At 54.9% G+C, this 18,347-nt stretch carries 20 protein-coding genes; 15 read left to right on the top strand and 5 right to left on the bottom strand.

Features of this window, described 5'->3' with window-relative positions; genetic code table 11:
- Nucleotides 1-81: 81 nt before the first annotated feature.
- From EYR88_RS10695 to rplI, 13 genes are all read left to right on the top strand, one after another.
- Nucleotides 82-630: an LURP-one-related family protein gene (locus EYR88_RS10695; RefSeq protein WP_131089625.1), complete on the top strand. Its 549-nt coding sequence runs from the start codon at nt 82-84 to the stop codon at nt 628-630.
- A 192-nt stretch (nt 631-822) separates the two neighbouring features.
- On the top strand, nt 823-1,314 hold the full coding sequence (locus EYR88_RS10690) for a helix-turn-helix domain-containing protein (RefSeq protein WP_131089624.1): 492 nt from the start codon (nt 823-825) through the stop codon (nt 1,312-1,314).
- Nucleotides 1,315-1,391: 77 nt separating this feature from the next.
- Entirely contained in the window at nt 1,392-3,482 is a 2,091-nt protein-coding gene (locus EYR88_RS10685; protein ID WP_131089623.1) for an acyltransferase family protein, read from the top strand.
- Nucleotides 3,483-3,830: 348 nt separating this feature from the next.
- On the top strand, nt 3,831-5,246 hold the full coding sequence (locus tag EYR88_RS10680; RefSeq protein ID WP_131089622.1) for an FAD-linked oxidase C-terminal domain-containing protein: 1,416 nt from the start codon (nt 3,831-3,833) through the stop codon (nt 5,244-5,246).
- 40 nt (nt 5,247-5,286) lie between these two features.
- Entirely contained in the window at nt 5,287-6,930 is a 1,644-nt protein-coding gene (locus EYR88_RS10675; protein ID WP_131089621.1) for an ABC transporter substrate-binding protein, read from the top strand.
- Nucleotides 6,927-7,898 carry an ABC transporter permease gene (locus EYR88_RS10670; RefSeq protein WP_242632522.1) on the top strand — a complete coding sequence of 324 codons (972 nt, stop codon included), beginning with the start codon at nt 6,927-6,929 and terminating at the stop codon, nt 7,896-7,898. Before EYR88_RS10675 ends, EYR88_RS10670 begins: the two co-directional genes overlap by 4 nt.
- Complete coding sequence (locus tag EYR88_RS10665; RefSeq protein ID WP_131089619.1) at nt 7,895-8,746, top strand: ABC transporter permease; 852 nt, start codon at nt 7,895-7,897, stop codon at nt 8,744-8,746. The genes EYR88_RS10670 and EYR88_RS10665 overlap by 4 nt, the downstream gene beginning before the upstream one ends.
- A 4-nt stretch (nt 8,747-8,750) precedes the next feature.
- Nucleotides 8,751-10,433 (top strand): ABC transporter ATP-binding protein, encoded by a 1,683-nt coding sequence (locus EYR88_RS10660; protein WP_131089618.1) that lies wholly within the window; start codon nt 8,751-8,753, stop codon nt 10,431-10,433.
- Nucleotides 10,430-11,623, top strand: coding sequence for a PLP-dependent aminotransferase family protein (locus EYR88_RS10655; RefSeq protein WP_131089617.1), 1,194 nt, complete (start codon nt 10,430-10,432; stop codon nt 11,621-11,623). Before EYR88_RS10660 ends, EYR88_RS10655 begins: the two co-directional genes overlap by 4 nt.
- Before the next feature lie 187 nt (nt 11,624-11,810).
- Nucleotides 11,811-12,107: a 30S ribosomal protein S6 gene (gene rpsF, locus EYR88_RS10650; protein WP_060703203.1), complete on the top strand. Its 297-nt coding sequence runs from the start codon at nt 11,811-11,813 to the stop codon at nt 12,105-12,107.
- Between the two features lie 55 nt (nt 12,108-12,162).
- Entirely contained in the window at nt 12,163-12,741 is a 579-nt protein-coding gene (locus EYR88_RS10645; RefSeq protein WP_131089616.1) for a single-stranded DNA-binding protein, read from the top strand.
- Between the two features lie 61 nt (nt 12,742-12,802).
- Nucleotides 12,803-13,042: a 30S ribosomal protein S18 gene (gene rpsR / locus EYR88_RS10640; RefSeq protein WP_013350683.1), complete on the top strand. Its 240-nt coding sequence runs from the start codon at nt 12,803-12,805 to the stop codon at nt 13,040-13,042.
- A 20-nt stretch (nt 13,043-13,062) separates the two neighbouring features.
- On the top strand, nt 13,063-13,521 hold the full coding sequence (gene rplI / locus EYR88_RS10635; protein ID WP_131089615.1) for a 50S ribosomal protein L9: 459 nt from the start codon (nt 13,063-13,065) through the stop codon (nt 13,519-13,521).
- 169 nt (nt 13,522-13,690) lie between these two features.
- Here rplI and EYR88_RS10630 read toward each other — a convergent pair whose 3' ends face one another.
- Together EYR88_RS10630 and EYR88_RS10625 are read right to left on the bottom strand one after the other, a co-directional pair.
- On the bottom strand, nt 13,691-14,077 hold the full coding sequence (locus tag EYR88_RS10630; RefSeq protein WP_131089614.1) for a hypothetical protein: 387 nt from the start codon (nt 14,075-14,077) through the stop codon (nt 13,691-13,693).
- 9 nt (nt 14,078-14,086) lie between these two features.
- Nucleotides 14,087-14,389 (bottom strand): PadR family transcriptional regulator, encoded by a 303-nt coding sequence (locus EYR88_RS10625; RefSeq protein ID WP_131089613.1) that lies wholly within the window; start codon nt 14,387-14,389, stop codon nt 14,087-14,089.
- A gap of 327 nt (nt 14,390-14,716) precedes the next feature.
- Here EYR88_RS10625 and EYR88_RS10620 point away from each other — a divergent pair, with 327 nt between their 5' ends.
- Nucleotides 14,717-16,234, top strand: coding sequence for an acetyl-CoA hydrolase/transferase family protein (locus EYR88_RS10620; protein WP_207306490.1), 1,518 nt, complete (start codon nt 14,717-14,719; stop codon nt 16,232-16,234).
- A 3-nt stretch (nt 16,235-16,237) separates the two neighbouring features.
- On the opposite strand, the gene EYR88_RS10615 is transcribed toward EYR88_RS10620, so the two are convergent.
- Nucleotides 16,238-16,999 carry a hypothetical protein gene (locus tag EYR88_RS10615; protein ID WP_131089612.1) on the bottom strand — a complete coding sequence of 254 codons (762 nt, stop codon included), beginning with the start codon at nt 16,997-16,999 and terminating at the stop codon, nt 16,238-16,240.
- Between the two features lie 43 nt (nt 17,000-17,042).
- Here EYR88_RS10615 and EYR88_RS16055 point away from each other — a divergent pair, with 43 nt between their 5' ends.
- Nucleotides 17,043-17,207 carry a hypothetical protein gene (locus EYR88_RS16055; RefSeq protein ID WP_165477326.1) on the top strand — a complete coding sequence of 55 codons (165 nt, stop codon included), beginning with the start codon at nt 17,043-17,045 and terminating at the stop codon, nt 17,205-17,207.
- Between the two features lie 78 nt (nt 17,208-17,285).
- Here EYR88_RS16055 and EYR88_RS10610 read toward each other — a convergent pair whose 3' ends face one another.
- Both EYR88_RS10610 and EYR88_RS10605 read right to left on the bottom strand, forming a co-directional pair.
- The gene (locus EYR88_RS10610; protein ID WP_131089611.1) at nt 17,286-17,870 is read right to left on the bottom strand and encodes a dihydrofolate reductase family protein; all 585 of its coding nucleotides are present in this window, start codon (nt 17,868-17,870) and stop codon (nt 17,286-17,288) included.
- Between the two features lie 45 nt (nt 17,871-17,915).
- A complete protein-coding gene (locus tag EYR88_RS10605; RefSeq protein WP_131089610.1) occupies nt 17,916-18,332 on the bottom strand; it encodes a PaaI family thioesterase in 417 nt (138 codons plus the stop codon).
- Nucleotides 18,333-18,347: the final 15 nt, after the last annotated feature.

Genomic DNA, 18,347 nt, shown 5'->3' with positions numbered 1-18,347 from the left:
GCTCAAGGCCAGCAGCGATGCTGGCCTTGAGCTTTCCCGGCAGGCTATCGGCGGAAGAATCACAATGGCATAATCATCAGCATGACGATATTTGCCCAAGATATGCTCATTTTTCAACAGACCCGAAACTTCTCGAAAAATGATTTTGCGATCCTTGACGCCGCTGGCATGCAGGTTGCTCATGTCGAAACCGGCGGAAGTACGCTGGGACGGATGTTTGCTGGTGCGCGTGAGCTGACGGTCTTTGACGGACCACAGCGACCGGTTATTAAGGTCAAGGACACCATGACCATGGGCCGCGACCGCTTTGAAATCTTTGATGGAAATGACGCTCCGCTGGCGAGCTTGGTCAAGCGGATCACGTTTTTCAAAACGCGCGTCACCATTTCAATGCTTGGCGAAGAACTGGATCTATTGGGCAGCATCTGGGATTTTGATTTCCAGATCACCAACTCCCAGGGCGTACTTGGCACCGTTACTCGTCAATGGTCAGGTATGGGCAACGCACTGATGGGTAAATCGACGTATGCCTTGCACTTGGCCAGCGAGTTAAGCACACAACATCGCCAAGCAATTATCGGTTCTGTCCTGGCCTTGGACCTTATTCGCGAAAAGCAACAGCGCAATTGATGTCCACGGTGAAGTCGTTCCTCCGAAATAACCTGCGACAGGCAAGAACAATAGTATTCCCTGTTTGGAATATTCCATCAGGACAGGTCAGTAGCCTGTTTAGCAATCTGTCGTGCGCTGTCGGGAAACAGTCGTGCGACTGTCGTGACAATGTCATGGTGCTTTCGTGCACTTCATCGATAGCTTTATGCCATGAATGAATCACGGGTTGCAGAACTTCGCCGCACTAAGGGCTGGACTCAAGAACGACTGGCCAAAGAGAGCGGAATTACTGTCAGAACTATTCAACGACTTGAAGCCGGCAATGATGCCAGCTTGGAGTCAATCTCGCTTGTAGCCAGGGCATTGGACGTACAAGTTGGTGAACTATTCCAAAGCGTTCAAACGCCCAATTTCTCCCAAGCTGTTGAAGGGCTTGAATCCAGAACTCGTATCGAACAGGAACGGCGAGACTCAATCAAACAGGGGATCATGATGATCTTCCGTGGCGTAGGTCTTTTGGTTACCTTTGGAACCGTCATCCTAGGCACAGCGGGAGGAGTCGGCTGGTACGTCTGGCTGATCATTCCTATCTACTGGGGCGCTGGCAAGGTCCTTCTTGACGCGTTGATGCGGTTGAGTCTTGATCCCAAATTGGATGCCAAATATCCACTGTCCGTGCCCAGCAGGGACGAAGATAGCTAAGCTTCCCATCAGTAGTTTTCTCCGCGGATACCGTTTGATTACCTGCTGTTCATCCCGAACTGGTCAGATCGAACAATATGAGTTCGAATTCCGTGCAGGTCAAAAATTTCAGACCAGAAATCCAAGCACTCCGTGCGCTGGCAGTCCTGCTAGTGGTTGCCTACCATCTGGAGCCCAACGTGGTCCCGGGCGGCTATATCGGCGTAGACATCTTCTTTGTCATTTCTGGTTTTCTGATTACCTCCCACCTGTTGCGCGAAGCCGAACGTAGCGGACGAGTGAAACTGTCGGCGTTTTTTGCCGGTAGAGCTCGACGCATCCTGCCCGCCGCCATGCTGGTGATTCTCGTCGTTGTGGCGGCCGGGGTCATGATCCTGCCGAAGACCCAGTGGGGCACACTGGGTACCCAGGCATTGGCCTCAGCCTTCTCCGTGCAGAACTGGGTGCTGGCCGCTGATTCTGTTGACTATCTGGCCGCCGAACAAGCGGCAGGACCGCTGCAACACTTCTGGTCCCTTGGAGTTGAAGAACAGTTCTATCTGTTCTGGCCATTGTTGATCTTGGCGGTGTGCTGGCTGGTTAAGCCCAACCTTCCCGGATCACATTCGGATCAATTTGCCACTCGCCGCAGATGGCTGTGGATGGTCTTTGGGACGGTGGCACTCTTATCCCTGGGGTACTCGGTGTACGCCGGATACTCGGGGGACGCCGCCGGGTACTTCCTGACCACCACCCGAATCTGGGAGTTGGCCATTGGCGGGTTGCTGGCGTTGGGTGCGCAAGCACATGCCAAAGATGCCCTTCGTCTGCCACGATGGGTCACCGCTTGGTCCACACGGAATCTGGCGGTACTACTATCGCTGATGGCCATCGGTATCGCCGCCTTTAGTTATGACGGCGCAACGGTCTTCCCCGGCATTGCAGCAGCCGTGCCAGTGCTGGGCTGTGCGGTAATCATTGCCGCCGGCAGTACCCGTGGCCCAGGTTCTTTGCACCAGCTCGTGAATTGGGCGCCGGTGCAGTGGGTTGGTCTCGCCTCGTATTCGCTTTATCTCTGGCACTGGCCACTGATCGTTTTTTACACCGAACTCTCCGGTGGCAAACCAAAACCCTTGCAATCCCTTGCGCTGTTGGCTGGGTCCCTGATCTTGGCATGGGGGAGCCTAAAAATCGTGGAAACTCCGATGCGCCGACTTCGCTTCTTGGCAGTTTCTCCGAGACGGTCATTGGTCGCCGGGGTGGCCATGGTTGCTGTGGCCGCTTCGGTGGCACTACTTCCTGGCCTGGCTCAAGAACGCATGGTTCAACAGGAGTCGCGCGTGGCAGCAGCACTGGCCGAGAAACCTCCCGAGGGTTTTGGCGCAGCATCCCTGTCGCACGGTGCTCCTGCCTTTATCACCGATGAGCACCAAGTAGTCCCGGTTCCCGCGGAAGCCGCCAATGACCTGCCTGACATCGGTAGTTGTGTGCAGAATCCACAGTCGACGCAGATCAAAGAATGCGAGTTCGGGAGCAAGGACGGGACCTTCACCGTGGCGTTGGTGGGAGACTCGCACGCGGCTCACTGGTTCGAAGCGCTGAACGACTACGCACTGAGTAAGGGGTGGAAAGTAGTCACTTACCTGAAGAACTCTTGTCCCTTTAACGCTGCTCAACGCAAAGCCGATCAAGACGGAAGCATTAACTGCCAAGAGACCTTTGAGCAGAGTATGGATGCGCTGACCAAGCGGAACGACATCGACGCGGTAGTGACCTCAAGCTGGGGTGGATCCACCTTTGTTTCTGATCCAGCAAAGGGTTTAGCTGCCGCCTGGGCTGAACTCGAGGACGCCGGAAAGCCGGTTTACGCAATCGTTGATACTCCGCGGCCTCCGAAAGATTCCTACGCCAGGGACTGCGTGGAGCAAAACATTAACAACCCGCAAGCCTGCTCGTTCCCGCAAAAGGGCGCCTACGAAAAGGGCGATGCCACCAAGGCCGCTGCCAAACTGGAACCGCGAGTGAAAGTCTTGGACTTCAGCGACCAGTTCTGCGTGAACGGCACCTGCCCAGCGGTGGTTGGCAACGTCCTGATCTACCGGGATAAGCACCACATCAGCGACACCTACATGAGCACACTGGTGCCGGTATTTGGGCAACGACTGCAACGAGCCATCGACTCCAAATAGGTAGTCCAGCCACAGCTGCGACATGCTTCAAGCCCCAAGAAACGTGCACCACCACTAGATCTGAATGCTGAGCTCAATCATTGGCCAGAGGCTAAAAATCGGCCAACCACGACGGCTAACACGCAACAGGAAACTTGTGAAGACTGGAGAAATAGCTCGTTGATTAGTACGTAAAGCAACGAAGTATATGTCGTTTTGTTGACCTGAGACTCCGTCTCATTCACGACATAGAGTCGATTCGTGACCTTGTAATGAGCTCTAGCATCGTCGCCGGTCATAAAGGCATCATTGGAAATTTCGATCATCAATACTCGGTGGAAAGCAAACAGTTTCCATCGGAGTCCAACATTGAGCCACGTAATTTTCGAGATTGACCAACAGGCGGGCCAAAAGTTCCGCGACGAGCTTTTGACCCATGACTCAGAAATTGAGGTTGTGGCAGGATCAGCAGCGACTGTTCCTTATCTCCACGACCGAACCGCGGATCCCACGCGTTCAGATCATCCTGAACAAGGACCCACAGTCGTTTTCCCAACCTCGGCATCGCAGGTGCAAACAATTGTCGCAGCGGCTGCGAAGCACGGGTTAAGCGTCGTTCCGCGCGGTGCAGGAACGGGGCTGTCTGGCGGTGCCAGTGCCACTGAATCACAAGTTGTATTGAGCACTGAAAAGCTTAATCAGATCATCGAGATCTCAGCTGCTGACGGTGTCGCTGTTGTTGAACCGGGAGTCCTGAATGGGGATCTGAACCGAGTCTTGGAACCGTTGGGATTGTTCTACGCCCCGGATCCTGCCAGTGCCGCCATCTCCTCCATCGGCGGAAATATCGCTACCAACGCCGGCGGGATGCGTTGCGCCAAATATGGGGTGACCCGCCAGTCCGTGCTGTCTTTGCAGGTAGTGCTCGCAGATGGTTCGTTGATCTCCATCGGGCACCGCTCGCTGAAAGGTGTCACCGGGCTTGACCTAGTCTCTTTGTTTGTCGGCTCAGAAGGAACCCTGGGAATTGTTGTTCAGGCGACCGTTCGGATCCTCCCGATCCCTGTCGCTCGTAGAACCCTTAGTCTCTTTTTTGATCAGACCCTTGATGCTGCCCGAGCCGTGGAACTGATCAAAACCTCCACGGTTCAGCCAGCAGTCCTTGAACTTATTGACGGTCCAAGTCTGGCGGCAATCGATGAGCATTCAGGCAGCTCGTTGCGTCAGAACGGGGCCGGACTGTTGCTCGTTGAGCTGGACGGCTACGGAATTGATGAGCAGGTTCGCGACTTACGAAAGATTGTCCTTCACTTGGGTGGCCGACTCAACGAGGTCAGCGATGAAGAAGGACAAGAGCTCTGGGAGCTGCGCCGTTCTGGTCGAGGATTCCCCACGCATAAGTGGCATATCGGAGAAGATATCGCCGTTCCGTCATCCAAGCTGGCTGACATTTTCGAGTTCTTCCCTGAAATTGAACGCCAATTTGGGGTGAGCGTCTCCGCGGTAGCCCATGCCGGTGACGGAAATCTACATCCGCTTCTTACCCAAAACCGCGACGAGGCCGACATCTCCAACCAGGCCCCGCCATCACTTGCACAGGCTGCCAATGCCTTGGTCAAAAAGACGCTGGAGCTAGGCGGAACGATCACCGGCGAACACGGTGTAGGCAACGTCAAGCTGCACTGGTCCGAATGGGAACTCGCCGAACGCGTCCGCAGTCTTCAGTTTGACCTCAAACATGTCTTGGACCCTTCGTCCCTGTTCAACCCCGGCAAAGCACTCTAACTTTCATCTCACTCACACACTTGATCCAAGGATTTTTACTATGAACTCACCTATCGTTAAGCGGCGCAGTTTCCTCACCGGAACCGGCGCACTGGCAGCATTGGCAATACTCACCGCCTGCGGCAACAAACCTGACGTTGAATCGACTGGGTCAACATCCCCAGTTCGTGGCGGAGCGCTAACCTTCCTGATCCAAGGCTTTGACGCTGGATGGATCTCTAGCAAAACTTCAATCTCCAGCTACGAAGGCAACCTGTGGGGGCACCTGACGGACAAGCTTGTCTATGTCAATGAAAAGGGTGACGTGAACCCGTGGATTGCTGAAAGTTGGGATGAAAATTCGGATGCTACCGAATTTGTTCTACATCTAAAGAAAGGCGTGACATTCTCCGACGGCACCGCGGTGGATGCGAAGGCAGTAGTCGAAAACATCAATGCGTGGGCCGTGGGAGATGCTGATCGGGGTATCGCCAAGGTCGGATTGTTCCCATCGGCCAGTTTTGAATCGGCCAAAGCTACGGATGCAGCCACTGTTAAGGTCCGCTTCTCTTCGTCGACCCTAGGATTTATTGCAACCCTGGGCTACCACGGTTGCATCTTACTTGCGCCGGCCACGCTGAAGAGCAGCACCGAAGAACAAGCAGATCTTGCCAAGAATATTGGTTCTGGACCATTTATGCTCAAGAGCTGGCAACAGGGAGAAAGCTACGTCCTGCAGCGTCGCGAGGACTACGCCTGGGGACCCAAAGCCCTCGGATATTCGGGCCCAGCCTATCTAGATACCCTGACCTACAAGGTGGTTCGGGACGCTTCGGTTCGTACCTCCACGGTTTTGTCGGGCCAAGCCGATGTTTCCTTCAATGTTGAACCTCAGGAAATTGATTCGCTCATCTCTCAGGGCTTCTCAGTTTCCACTCCGCGTTACTTGGGATTCGTCGATGGCTTCCAAGTAAATACTCAAACCTTCCCGACCAACCAAGCCAGCGTACGTCAGGCGCTTCAGCACGGTATCGACCGCCAAGAGATTCTCTCCACGATTTATACCCAGGACTGGCAAGCGGCTTCGACGTTTATTCAGGGCACTGTTCCCGAGGCAGGCGACTTTGCTGACCACTTCAACTTCGACCTGAAAAAAGCAACCGACGGTCTAGAAAAAGATGGTTGGACGTTGGAATCTGATGGATTCAGGCATAAAGATGGAAAGCTTCTTGAGATCACTATCGCTGCAAATCCTTATGTCCCATCAGATAAGGCGATGGATGAGCTGATTGCTCAGCAACTACAACGGGTGGGCATCAAGCTAAATCTGAAGGTCATTGATGTTGCCAACTATTCAGCGTGGCAGAACAACGAGCCACCTTTGCTTCACACCTCTCGTAGTTTTGTTGACGTCGGTACTGTCGCGGGGATCCTGACTAACCGGAATGGCGGCGAGGACTGGTTCAAGCTTGGAGACAGCGACGAAAAGCTCAACAAGCTCTCCGACCAGATTGCCCAGGCCAAAAACCGTAAAGACCGGGCAAAGGTAGCTAACGAACTACAGAAGTATGTTTTGGATCAGGCGTACTTCATTCCGCTGGTCCAGCTTGTTCAGCGGCTCTACTTGAGCAGCCCAAAGGTCCAAGGTATTCAGTACAACGGTCTGGCCTACGCGAACTTCTACACTGCATGGGTTACACAGTGAGCGTGCGGTTATCTGGTTATCGAAATCTGGTGCTTAGCCGCTTGGGGCAGGGAGTTCTTGTCATCTTCCTGGCCTATGTGCTGAGTTTTATTGTTGTGTCCGTGCTGCCTGGGGACGCAATCACCAACGCGTTGCACGACCCGCAGTCTGGGCTCAGTGAGGAAGACATTGCTCGTATCGTGGCGTTTTACGGGCTGGATAAGCCCGTGCTGATCCAGCTGTTGCTGGCCTTGGGCCGCTTTGTCACCGGCGACTTGGGGATTTCTTTGCAATCCGGTTTGCCGGTAACGGATCTTGTCTTTGACGCGTTGCCTTCAACGACGTTCTTAGCCTTGACCGCGTTGATATTAGCGCTCGTTCTTGCCGTGGCGATTGCTGTAGGGGTGCATTTACTACCTTCGGGCGCCGCAGGAATTTTACGATCCGTTCCCTCATTTTTCCTCTCGGTTCCGAACTTCGTCATAGGGCTGGTGCTGATCAGTGTTTTTGGATTTACCTTGCACACATTCACCATCACCGAACCGAATGCTCCAGTTGCGACCTTCTTTGCTGCGCTCACCCTGGCAATTCCGGTCAGCGCACCGTTAGCCGAAGTGTTGATTTCGAGTCTTGATGTTGAAGCACGTCAGGACTACGCATTGGTCGCTCGATCCCGAGGATTGAGTCGAGTAAATGTCTTCGCCCAGCATCTGCTTAAGCCTTCAGCCTTACCCTCAGTGACCATGGTGGCGCTGCTCATTGGTGAGCTGTTGGGAGGAGCGGTGATCACCGAAACGATCTTCGGACGTAACGGTGTGGGCACTTTGGTGCAGCGATCAGTGGGAGCCGGTGACCAGCCAGTCTTGCTTGCGGTTGTGGTGCTTTCTGCCGTGGTTTTTGTGCTGGTGAACCTGATTGCTGATTTGAGTGTTCCGCTGCTGGATCCAAGAACCTCCGTTACCAAGAAGAAGAAAGCGGTAGTTTCATGACTGGGATTGTTCAGCTTCAAACAGCTTTGGAAACTAAGAGCACACCCTCCGGCAATCGAAGCTCACTACCGGTCAGCGTTCTGCTGTCCTTTGCGGTGATTGTTTTTGCGGTGCTCTTCTCCGCATTCCCGTCCCTCTTTACCTCGCATAGTCCGGAGCTGGGGGATACCTCAGCGAAACTAGTGTCGCCCGGATTGCACCATTGGTTCGGAACCGACTACCTGGGCCGAGATGTCTTCACCCGAGTCGTTTATGGGTCGCTTTCATCGGTTAGTAGCGCACTGGCTGCGGTGATCATTGGGTTGGTTGTTGGGAGCGGGATTGGACTTCTAGCGGGCTTCCTTGGTGGATGGGTTGACTCCGCCCTGGGACGAATTGTTGACGTGCTTTTGGCAATCCCCGGATTCCTTCTGGCCGTTGTCATTGTCAGTTCGCTCGGCTTTCAGACCATCAATGCAGCCATTGCCACCGGTGTTTCGGCCATCGCAGTCTTTGGCCGACTGATGCGCGCAGAAGTTATCAAGATTCGCGGTGCCGCCTTTGTGGAGTCCTCATTCCTCTCTGGTGGAAACCGGTTACAGGCGCTGATTTTTCATGTGCTCCCCAATGCAGGGCGTTCAGTTTTAGTTCTGGCGATCTTGCAATTTGGAACCTCCATCATGGTGATCGCCTCACTAGCGTTCCTTGGTTATGGTGACCCACCGCCGTCCTCAGACTGGGGACTACTCGTAGCTTCAGGCAAGGAATATCCCACCGCTCCATGGCTGATTTACGCCCCAGCTGCAGTCATCGTGGCCACGGTGTTATCGGTCAATCGAATCAGTCGTTGGCTCAAGAAAGTGAGATAAGGACATGGTCAATCAAAGTCATACCGAGTCAGAGGACCTCTTGCTACAGGTCGATGGCCTGAACGTTTGGTACGGCTCGAACCAGGTTGTTCGGGATGTACATTTTCAGCTACGGCGAGGTCAGGCGCTGGCATTGATCGGTGAGTCTGGTTCTGGGAAATCAACGATTACCAAGGCCATTTTGGGGTTGCTTCCGGAAGGTCTCGGCCACGCGGAAGGTCAGGCTATTTTTGAGGGGCAGAACTTACTAAAGCTGTCTCAACGTGGCCTACGCCAGTTCCGTGGCACCGAATTGGGTTACATTCCACAGGATCCTGGCACGGCACTTAACGCGGTGCGAACTATCGGATCGCAGGCTCATGAAGCAGCGAGCCTGACTGGCGTGACGGATAACAAAGAGCAGCGGCAACTTATTCTTCAAGCTTTTGAACAGGTAGGTCTGCCGGAACCACAACGTGTTTATGACTCATACCCGCATCAGCTCTCGGGTGGCATGCTGCAGCGGGTGCTGATCGCACTGACGGTGCTGCCTAGGCCTGCACTGATTGTTGCTGATGAACCAACTTCGGCGCTGGATGTGACGGTACAGAAAATCATCTTGGATCTTCTTGATGAGTTGCGTACTTCTTTGAATATTGGGCTTCTGCTGATTACCCATGATCTAGCGCTTGCAGCACAGCGCACGGATCATCTGGTTGTACTTCGACAGGGTCAGGTTCAGGAATCTGGCACCTCCTCACAGATCTTTGAAAATCCTCAAACCGAATACGCGAGGAAATTGCTCGCAGATGTTCCGTCACTCAATACCGAGCGTTATCGAGATGCTCGTGGGCCCTTAAACGACTCAAGTGCGCACAAGAAAGATGCGATCTACGTTGAAGACGTAGTACGACACTTTGGCCACTCCGCTGAATTGGTGAAGGCCGTTGACGGGGTCAGTTTTGAGGTCAAACGGGGCAGTACCCATGCGTTGGTAGGTGAGTCGGGGTCCGGTAAGACCACCACGGTACGGATGATCGTGGGGTTGGAAACTCCTACTGCCGGCAGGATTTTCTTATCCGGGCAGGATCTAACTAAGCGCAGTACCAAAGATTGGCGCGAAGCCAGGCGCCAACTGCAATTGGTCTACCAGAACCCGTTTGCCTCACTTGACCCGGCCTGGTCGGTAGCCAAGATCATCGCAGAACCATTGGCCCGGCTGAAATATGGATCGCGGGCGCAGCAGAAGGTAAGAGTACGCGAGGTTCTGGCAGAAGTCGGGCTGGATGAATCTTTCCTTTCCCGCCGTCCAGCCCAACTCTCCGGAGGGCAACGCCAGCGTGTGGCCATTGCTCGAGCGCTGAGCCTGCGTCCTGAGATTCTCGTGCTGGATGAACCAACCTCAGCTCTGGATGTTAGCGTTCAGGCGGACATTCTTGACCTGCTAGCAGTTTTGCAGCGCGAACACTCGTTGACCTACTTGTTTGTCTCCCACGACCTAGCTTTGGTTCGTCAGGTGGCAGACACGGTATCGGTCATGCGTCGTGGAGTTGTTGTGGAAAGCGGAACGACGCAGAAGATCTTTGAGAATCCAGAACATAGCTATACCCAAACCCTTATTTCCTCCGTTCCTAGTTCACGTGGTGATGTCACCCAAGGTGTCCAGGAACAGAGCCCAAGCCACATTTACGCAGGAGCCATCGCATGACAACCGCTACCGCACTACCTGCCTCGGAACTCGTTGGACGGTTCTCCAAACCGCAAGGGTTTGGTGATGCGACCCTGCGCAGTCCTCGCGCTGATTCCATCGAACTCTTAGGTGGCATTCCTGACCCTCACGTTCTTCCTGTGGCCCAGTTGGCTGCCGCCACGGAACGTGTGCTGTTCAGATCCGGAGTCCCAGCACTGCAGTATTCAAGAACGGAGGGAATAGCCGAACTTCGCCAGTGGATAGCTGCTCGCGAAGGGGTTGCGGTTGATCGCATTATCATCACCAATGGAGGGTTCCACGGCTTGTCGCTGGCTATCCAGGCACTGATCAATCCGGGAGATCTTGTTGCCGTAGACAACCCGATATTTCCACTTTTCCTGCGCGGATTGGAACTGGCTACTACCAACATCCTGCCGATTCCGGTAGGGGCCGCAGGACTAGATCTGGACGCATTGGAAAGCCAACTGCGCGCTGGCGCACGGCCAAAGGCGCTCTATACAGTGCCAGACTTCCACAACCCAACGCAAGGCTCACTTTCGCAGGCGGACCGGCAACGACTTGTTGACTTGGCCGCCCACTATGGCTTTGTGCTCTTGGCCGATAACCCATACCGCGAGCTTTACTTTGGGTCAGCAGGTGCATCACACCGAGAATTTAATGACTCTGAAAACGTCATTCACATCAACACCTTCACCAAGACGCTTGGCCCGGGATTGCGTTTAGGTTGGCTTGTGGTGCCGAACTGGCTGAAGTCAGATATTTCCGCGTTGCGAAGCCGGCAAGATTCTCACTCCTCAACGTTGGTGCAAAGTATCGTTGCGGAGGCGTTGACCAGCGATGAGACTCTATTTGATGCAACCCTCGACAAGGCGCGAGCCACCTATGGCAACAGAGCTCAGATTCTCGCAACGGCCATCGAGGTCGAGACCCAGGGAGGACTGGAAGTACAAATTCCGGACGGAGGACTGTTCCTATGGCCCCGAATCGCCAGTGATCGGATCGATCCCGCTAAGCTCTCAGAATCCGCGAAAAGCCATGGTGTGGACTACCAGCAAGGTGCCTTCTTCCCCAGCGGACCGGGCACCGACGCTGCACGGCATCTCAGGCTCTCCTTTGGCCACGTCTCCGAAGAAAATCTCAAAGAGGGCGCTCGCCGGATTGGTTTGGCGTTTAAGGAGCAAAGCTAAAACCCGGAGAAAGTCAGCCTTGTCATGATGTGCACCACCATGACTACAGCTCAGAGCAACTCTGGGCTAAACTAGATAAGTCTGTGCAACCGCATGCCCGAATGTTGGGTGTCTGGTGCTCAGATAACGCAAGAACCTCCTGTTGCGGAAATACCGCGACCGTTTAGCCCAAAGGAGGTGGGTTCACATGCGTGCTTATGAACTTATGGTCCTCATTGATCCAGAGGTCGATGACCGCACCGTAGAGCCAACCATCGAGAAGTACCTCGAGGTTGTCCGCTCCAACGGTGGCACTATCGAAAAGGTTGATGTCTGGGGACGTCGCAAGATGTCTTACGAGATCAAGAAGAAAGCAGAAGCCACCTACGTAGTGGTGAACTACACCGCAGAACCAGCAGCTTCGGCTGAGCTTGAGCGTCAGCTTAAGATCAACGAACTGATCCTGCGCCACAAGGTCACCCGCCCGGAAGAGGCTCGCGTTTAATTACGCCAAACCTTCAGTCGTAAGAAATAACGTTCAATCTTTTTAAGGAGAGTCAATGGCAGGCGAGACTGTTATTACCGTTATCGGAAACCTGACCGCCGATCCGGAGCTGCGTTTCACGCCGTCCGGCTCAGCCGTAGCGAACTTTACGATCGCTTCGACTCCTCGCACCTTTGACCGCCAGTCCAATGAATGGAAGGACGGGGAAGCCCTGTTCTTGCGTGCATCGGTTTGGCGCGAGGCTGCAGAGAACGTTGCTGAAACGCTGACCAAGGGCATGCGAGTCATGGCTCAGGGTCGTTTGCGTTCACGTTCTTACGACACCAAGGAAGGCGAACGTCGCACCGTAATGGAGCTTGAAGTCGATGAAATCGGCCCATCACTCCGTTTTGCGTCCGCCAAGGTTACCCGTACCCAGCGCTCCGGCGGTGGCAACGGTGGCTTCGGCAATGCCAATGGTGGCGGTGGAGGATTCTCCAACGCACCACAGCAAGGTGCCCCAGCGCAGCAGCCGCGTCAGCAGCAGCCGCAACAGGGTGGTGGCTGGAACGCTCCAGCCGCTGACCCATGGAGCACCGGCGGAAACAACGGTGGCGGCTGGGGTAACCCAGGCGCAGACGAACCACCTTTCTAAAAATTATTTATTCACCATCCCGCAGATCACTCTGCGGGCTCCAAACCTAAGGAGCTCCACGATGGCTAAGGCTGAAATCCGTAAGCCCAAACCAAAGTCCAATCCATTGAAGGCCGCTGACATCACCGTCATCGACTACAAGGACACTGCATTGCTGCGCAAGTTCATCTCTGACCGTGGAAAGATCCGCGCTCGTCGAGTGACCGGCGTTTCCGTTCAGGAACAGCGCAAGATCGCACAGGCAATCAAGAACGCACGTGAAGTAGCCTTGCTACCTTACTCCGGCGCAGGCCGCGGCTAAGGAAGAGGGGATATAACATCATGGCAAAGATCATTTTGACTCACGAAGTATCCGGTCTCGGTGCTGCTGGCGATATTGTTGAGGTAAAGAACGGCTACGCCCGTAACTACCTTCTGCCACGCGGTTTCGCAATCGTCTGGACCCAGGGCGGTGAAAAGCAGGTGGAGTCGATCAAGGCTGCGCGTGCTGCTCGCGCCGTTGCAAACCTTGAGGATGCTCAGGCAATTGCAGCTAAGCTGAAGTCCCAGCCGGTTAAGATCACCATCAAGGCTGGTTCTAACGGACGCCTATTCGGCACCGTCAAGACCACCGATATCGCTGACGCCGTTGAGGCAGCCGGTCTGGGTAAGATCGACAAGCGCAACATCGAGGTCAACGACCACATCAAGTCGACTGGCAACTACACCGCAACCGTTCGCGTTCACGCTGACGTTGTTGCAAACCTGCGTCTGCAGGTTGTTGCTGCCGCAAAGAAGTAAGTCTTTTAGACTCACCTTCTGATCAACAGGTGGCGTGCATTCCTTAGGGAATGTACGCCACCTGTTGGCGTTTAATACAGTGTTCTGGCGTGTTTGCTCTGCGAAGTAGTTCAGTCTAGGCAAATGTCGCCCATGCGCGAGCTCCGAGCTTTCCACGCAGTTGCTGAACTTACCGGCTGGCCCGTGAACGGAGCAATGATCGGGAGAAGTCGACAATAATTCCGGCCGCGATCAATCCGAAGACTGGTAGCCAAGTGATTGCCCAACCCGAAAAGGCATTCGCCTGGCGGTCCCGGAAAATGATTGTCAGTACAGCCCAAAGGGCGGCCAGTAGTACGCCGACCACGAGGAATGCCGAGTGGCTCTTTGGGGATGCGGTGGAGGGGAAAGACGTCGCGTAGTGTTCGGGGGTTCCGAAGCTGGCGACGGCATCTTCGTAGCTAGTGGCTTCGGATTCCACTTCCCTAGCGATGTCGCGGATAGTTGCGGGCTCCACGTTGCGTAGTGAAAGGCTGTAGCGCAGCTCATCGATGTAGGTCTTGAGGGTGCTTTCCATGAAGGTCTCCTAGGTGAACTGTCGCAACCAGCTATTGAGGGAAGTCAGAGTCTGGTGGCCCTGGTCGGTGATTTTGAAGATCTTGCGTGCTGGTCCACGGTCAGCAATTTGCCAGTCGGAGATGATGTCCCCGGACTCTTCCATCGATCGAAGTAGTGGGTAAAGAGTCCCACTCTTGACGCCTGATACCCCGAGTTCTTCGAGTTTGTTCAGCATGGAATAACCGTGAACGGGTTCCTCGGCCAGTTGGCTCAGAAGAACAGCCGGAAGCATGGAACGCTTAATCTGTTGAAGTAGTTTGTTTTGTTCCATGAGCTAAGTATGAATTCTACATAGGTTCATTTCTATACTCCTTCAGGATGATCTTCGCTGATCAGCACTGATTGCAGTGCCATTCCTTGGTTCAACTGCGTGGAACGAAGAGCTCTGCGGCCAGACCGACTACCAGTTGAGCTAGCCGACCACAGTGCGCAAGACGTTGACCGGCCACCGCAAATAGCGCGCAACTCATCGAGAAAAGCGCCATCTACCGCTCTGAACGCCCGGACGTGGTCTCAGTGACAGGCGAGAACAGCTAAGGTAATCCGGTGAGATGCGGGTTATAGACCTACGTCACAAAGATGTTTCGAAGGGGTAATTTTGCACGAACGTATTCAACACCGGGCCTTTGCTGATCTCTTGATGAGCGCCGAGCAAGCGGCAACATTCATCAAGCCAGGCATGACCGTCGCCATGAGTGGCTTCACCGGTGCGGGATACCCGAAGGCCGTGCCCGGTGCACTAGCAGCGCAGATGGAACGCCAGCACGCTGACGGCAAGGACTTCAAAATCAACGTGCTCACCGGTGCTTCAACCGCACCAGAGTTGGACGGTGTGCTTGCCAAGGCTGAGGGCATGAATCTGCGCCTTCCTTACATGTCTGACCCAGAGCTGCGCCGCCGCATCAACGAGGGCAACATGGAATACATGGACATCCACCTGTCCCATGTCGCCCAGCACGCCTGGTTCGGCTTCTACGGCAAGATCGACGTGGCCATCGTGGAAGTTGTCGGCGTGACCGCCGAGGGCGACCTGATCCCTTCCAGCTCGGTAGGCAACAACAAGACCTGGCTGGAGATGGCCGACAAGATCATCATCGAGGTCAACTCCCAGCAGTCCGCCGCCATGGACGGCATGCACGATATCTACTACGGCACCGCCCTGCCGCCGCACCGCAAGCCAATCGACCTGACCACGGTGCGCGACCGCATCGGCCAGAAGTACCTGGACGTCGACGTGAACAAGATCGTCGCGGTCGTGGAAACCGACGCACCGGACCGGTTGAGCCCCTTCGCACCAGTAGACGAGACCAGCGAGAAGATCGCCGATCACCTGCTGGGCTTCCTGGACTCCGAGATCCGCGCCGGCCGCCTGTCCGAGAAGCTGCTGCCGCTGCAGTCGGGCGTCGGCAACATCGCCAACGCGGTGCTCGCTGGCCTGGCCCGCGGCGGCTACAAGGGCCTGACCGCCTACACCGAGGTGATCCAAGACGGCATGCTCCAGCTGATTAAGGATGGCACCATCGAGTTCGCCTCCGCTACCAGCTTCTCGCTCTCGGCCGACGGCATCGAGGAGTTCAACAAGAATGTTGAGCACTACCGCGAACGCATCTTGCTGCGCGCTCAGGAGATTTCAAACCACCCGGAAATCATCCGCCGACTGGGCTGCATTGCGCTGAATGGCATGATCGAAGCCGATATTTACGGCAACGTGAACTCCACCAACGTGCTCGGTTCGCACGTGATGAACGGTATCGGCGGCTCGGGCGACTTTGCCCGCAACGGTTACCTGTCGGTGTTCATGTCCCCATCTACCGCCAAGGGTGGCAAGATCTCGGGCATCGTTCCTTTTGCCTCGCACGTAGACCACACAGAGCACGACACCATGATCCTGATAACCGAACAAGGCTTGGCTGACCTTCGTGGGCTGTCTCCGAAACAGCGCGCTCAGGTAGTCATCGATAACTGCGCCCACCCGGACTACCGCCCAATGCTGCAGGACTACTTCGATCGTGCCCGCAAGGACAGCTACGGCAAGCACACCCCGCACCTGTTGGGTGAGGCCTTGAGCTGGCACCAACGGTTCCAAGAAACCGGTGACATGCGCCCGGCCAGCTAGGTCTTACTTTCCCTGACGGACAAAGACCTCATGGGTTTGATTGTTGTACAGCCGATCCTTCTGTAGCTGCGACGTAGTTACCGAAGGATTGGCCGGATCCTGGATCTTGACTCCTGATGAATAGATCATGCCTAGCGGCGCATCAAAGTAGCTCAGCACCGTGAAGCCATTATTTGTTGAGAAGGATAGGGTCTGCGCGTCTTCGCCTTTTCTGGTGGCATTTGGATAGTCGATAGTCAGACAGTCTTTTGTTGTGGACTTCCCCTTGCCGTCCAGCAGACACCAAGTCCCGTTGACCGTTGCAGTCTTCAACGTGCCATTTTGTGGGACTGCCAGATCCTGAATTGAGCTGGCCGCTAACTTCTTACCGTTCCATTTCAGTGTTGCTTTGATTTTTCCTGAGGCAGCCGCCGCGGCTTCCATCGGTAGCAGAGCTTGATCGATCACCACCAGCTGACCGTTGGCGTATTTTAGTGAGCTCGGTAGGGCGCGAGCGCCACCATTAACGTCACCCATTTGGAAGGGCTGGCCCAGCGGGGCGATGCCCTTGGCCGTGTTTTGGAACAGCTGGATATGGGTAGGCCAAGCAACACCACCCTTGTCGCAGTAAAAGGTCGCCGCCAGTTCTTTAACCCCATCACCGGTCAGGTCACCTGCCACCACTAACTTTTCAGAAACGAGCGATGGTGGGGTGGCGTTGGGATATTCGGAGTGCTCTTCCTTCAGGACACCGCCGACCAATTTCCCGGCCGGAAACTCGCACATTGACGGGATGCTGGCGCCCAGAACCATATTTGGTGTGAGGTCCTTGAGCGCTGTGGGAGACGGGGATGAACGGGGTGAAGAGGCAGAGGCTGAGGCGGACGAAGAAGTCGTCAGGGATGATGTGGAACTCTGGGCCGTTGATTCAGAAGCCGAGCAGCCCGTCAGCGACAAGGCTGCAATGACCGCGATAACTGTTGGGAATCTTTGATGCACTCTCAATGTCAGTCTCACCTTCAAATATTCAAACATGCAGAATGAATGGTTATTACCTAGAGCTCTGAAAAGCTCAGAGAGTTACGTGTTGAGTTGGCCGATAGGTCAATTCTTGGATACTGCCATCTAAAAGTCGCGAATCAATGAGTTCTAGATCGTAGTCTTCGCCGACATCCAGCACAGGGGAGTCTCCGTGAGCTCCGGTGAGTACCGGGAAAATGGTTATTTGAATAAAGTCCACCAGACCGGCGGCGAGCAGGGACCGGTTCATCGCCAAGCTACCGTGAGATCGCAGGGGCAACGCTGAGGTGGCCTTTAATTGCCTGACCACCTCCACGGCATCGGCCCGCTCCAAGGTGGCCTGTGGCCACTTCAGTGGGTCGCTAAGCGTTGTGGAGATGACCGTGGCGGGTTGCTCATGCATGGCAACGCCCCAAGGATCTTCAACTTCAGGATTCTGTTCAATCTCCTGCCAAAACTGGGAGAACAAACGAAAAGTATTCGCCCCAAAAACCATGTGGCACTCCTGGCCGTAGAGCTCAAGGCGTCGAGCAAGTAGCTCCGGTCCTTGTTTGCCCCAGTATCCTCCCCAGTCGCCACCGGCACTGCCGAAACCATCAAGACTACTGAACACATCAAAGGTATAGGTGGCACTCATAATGAGCCTCCCGAGGCTGATCCGCTAGATGCCATCAGATTACGCTCAAGATTTGGGCAAATCTACGTTCTGGGTGCGCAATTGTCCGCGCGAAAGTACTTTGCCCGTAGCCGTATCGGTAATAACAACGTCCCAGAGCTGCTGAGTTTTGCTTTGGAAAAGGGCCTTGGCCTCGACCTGCACATGTGCTCCGGTGGAGGGGCGGAGGAAGTCGGTGGCATTATGAACACCAACGGCAAACTGCTGGCGCTCGGCCACCGCGTAACTGGCTCCCACACTGCCAGCGCTTTCAACCATGGTGGCGTAAATGCCTCCGTGGACCACTCCCCAAGGTGTGTGGTGGTCTTCGTTCAGCTCCGCGTGCCCACGGACAAGTGTGGCTGAGACTTCATCAAAGATAAGACCGACACTATCGGTGAACCGGCTGGTCTTATCGGTGGTTGGTTGGTTGGTGGAACTCATAGCTGACTCCAAAAC

Source organism: Arthrobacter sp. S41 (assembly GCF_004320535.1).
Taxonomy (GTDB): domain Bacteria; phylum Actinomycetota; class Actinomycetes; order Actinomycetales; family Micrococcaceae; genus Glutamicibacter.
This window is presented reverse-complemented; position numbering and strand designations above follow the sequence as displayed.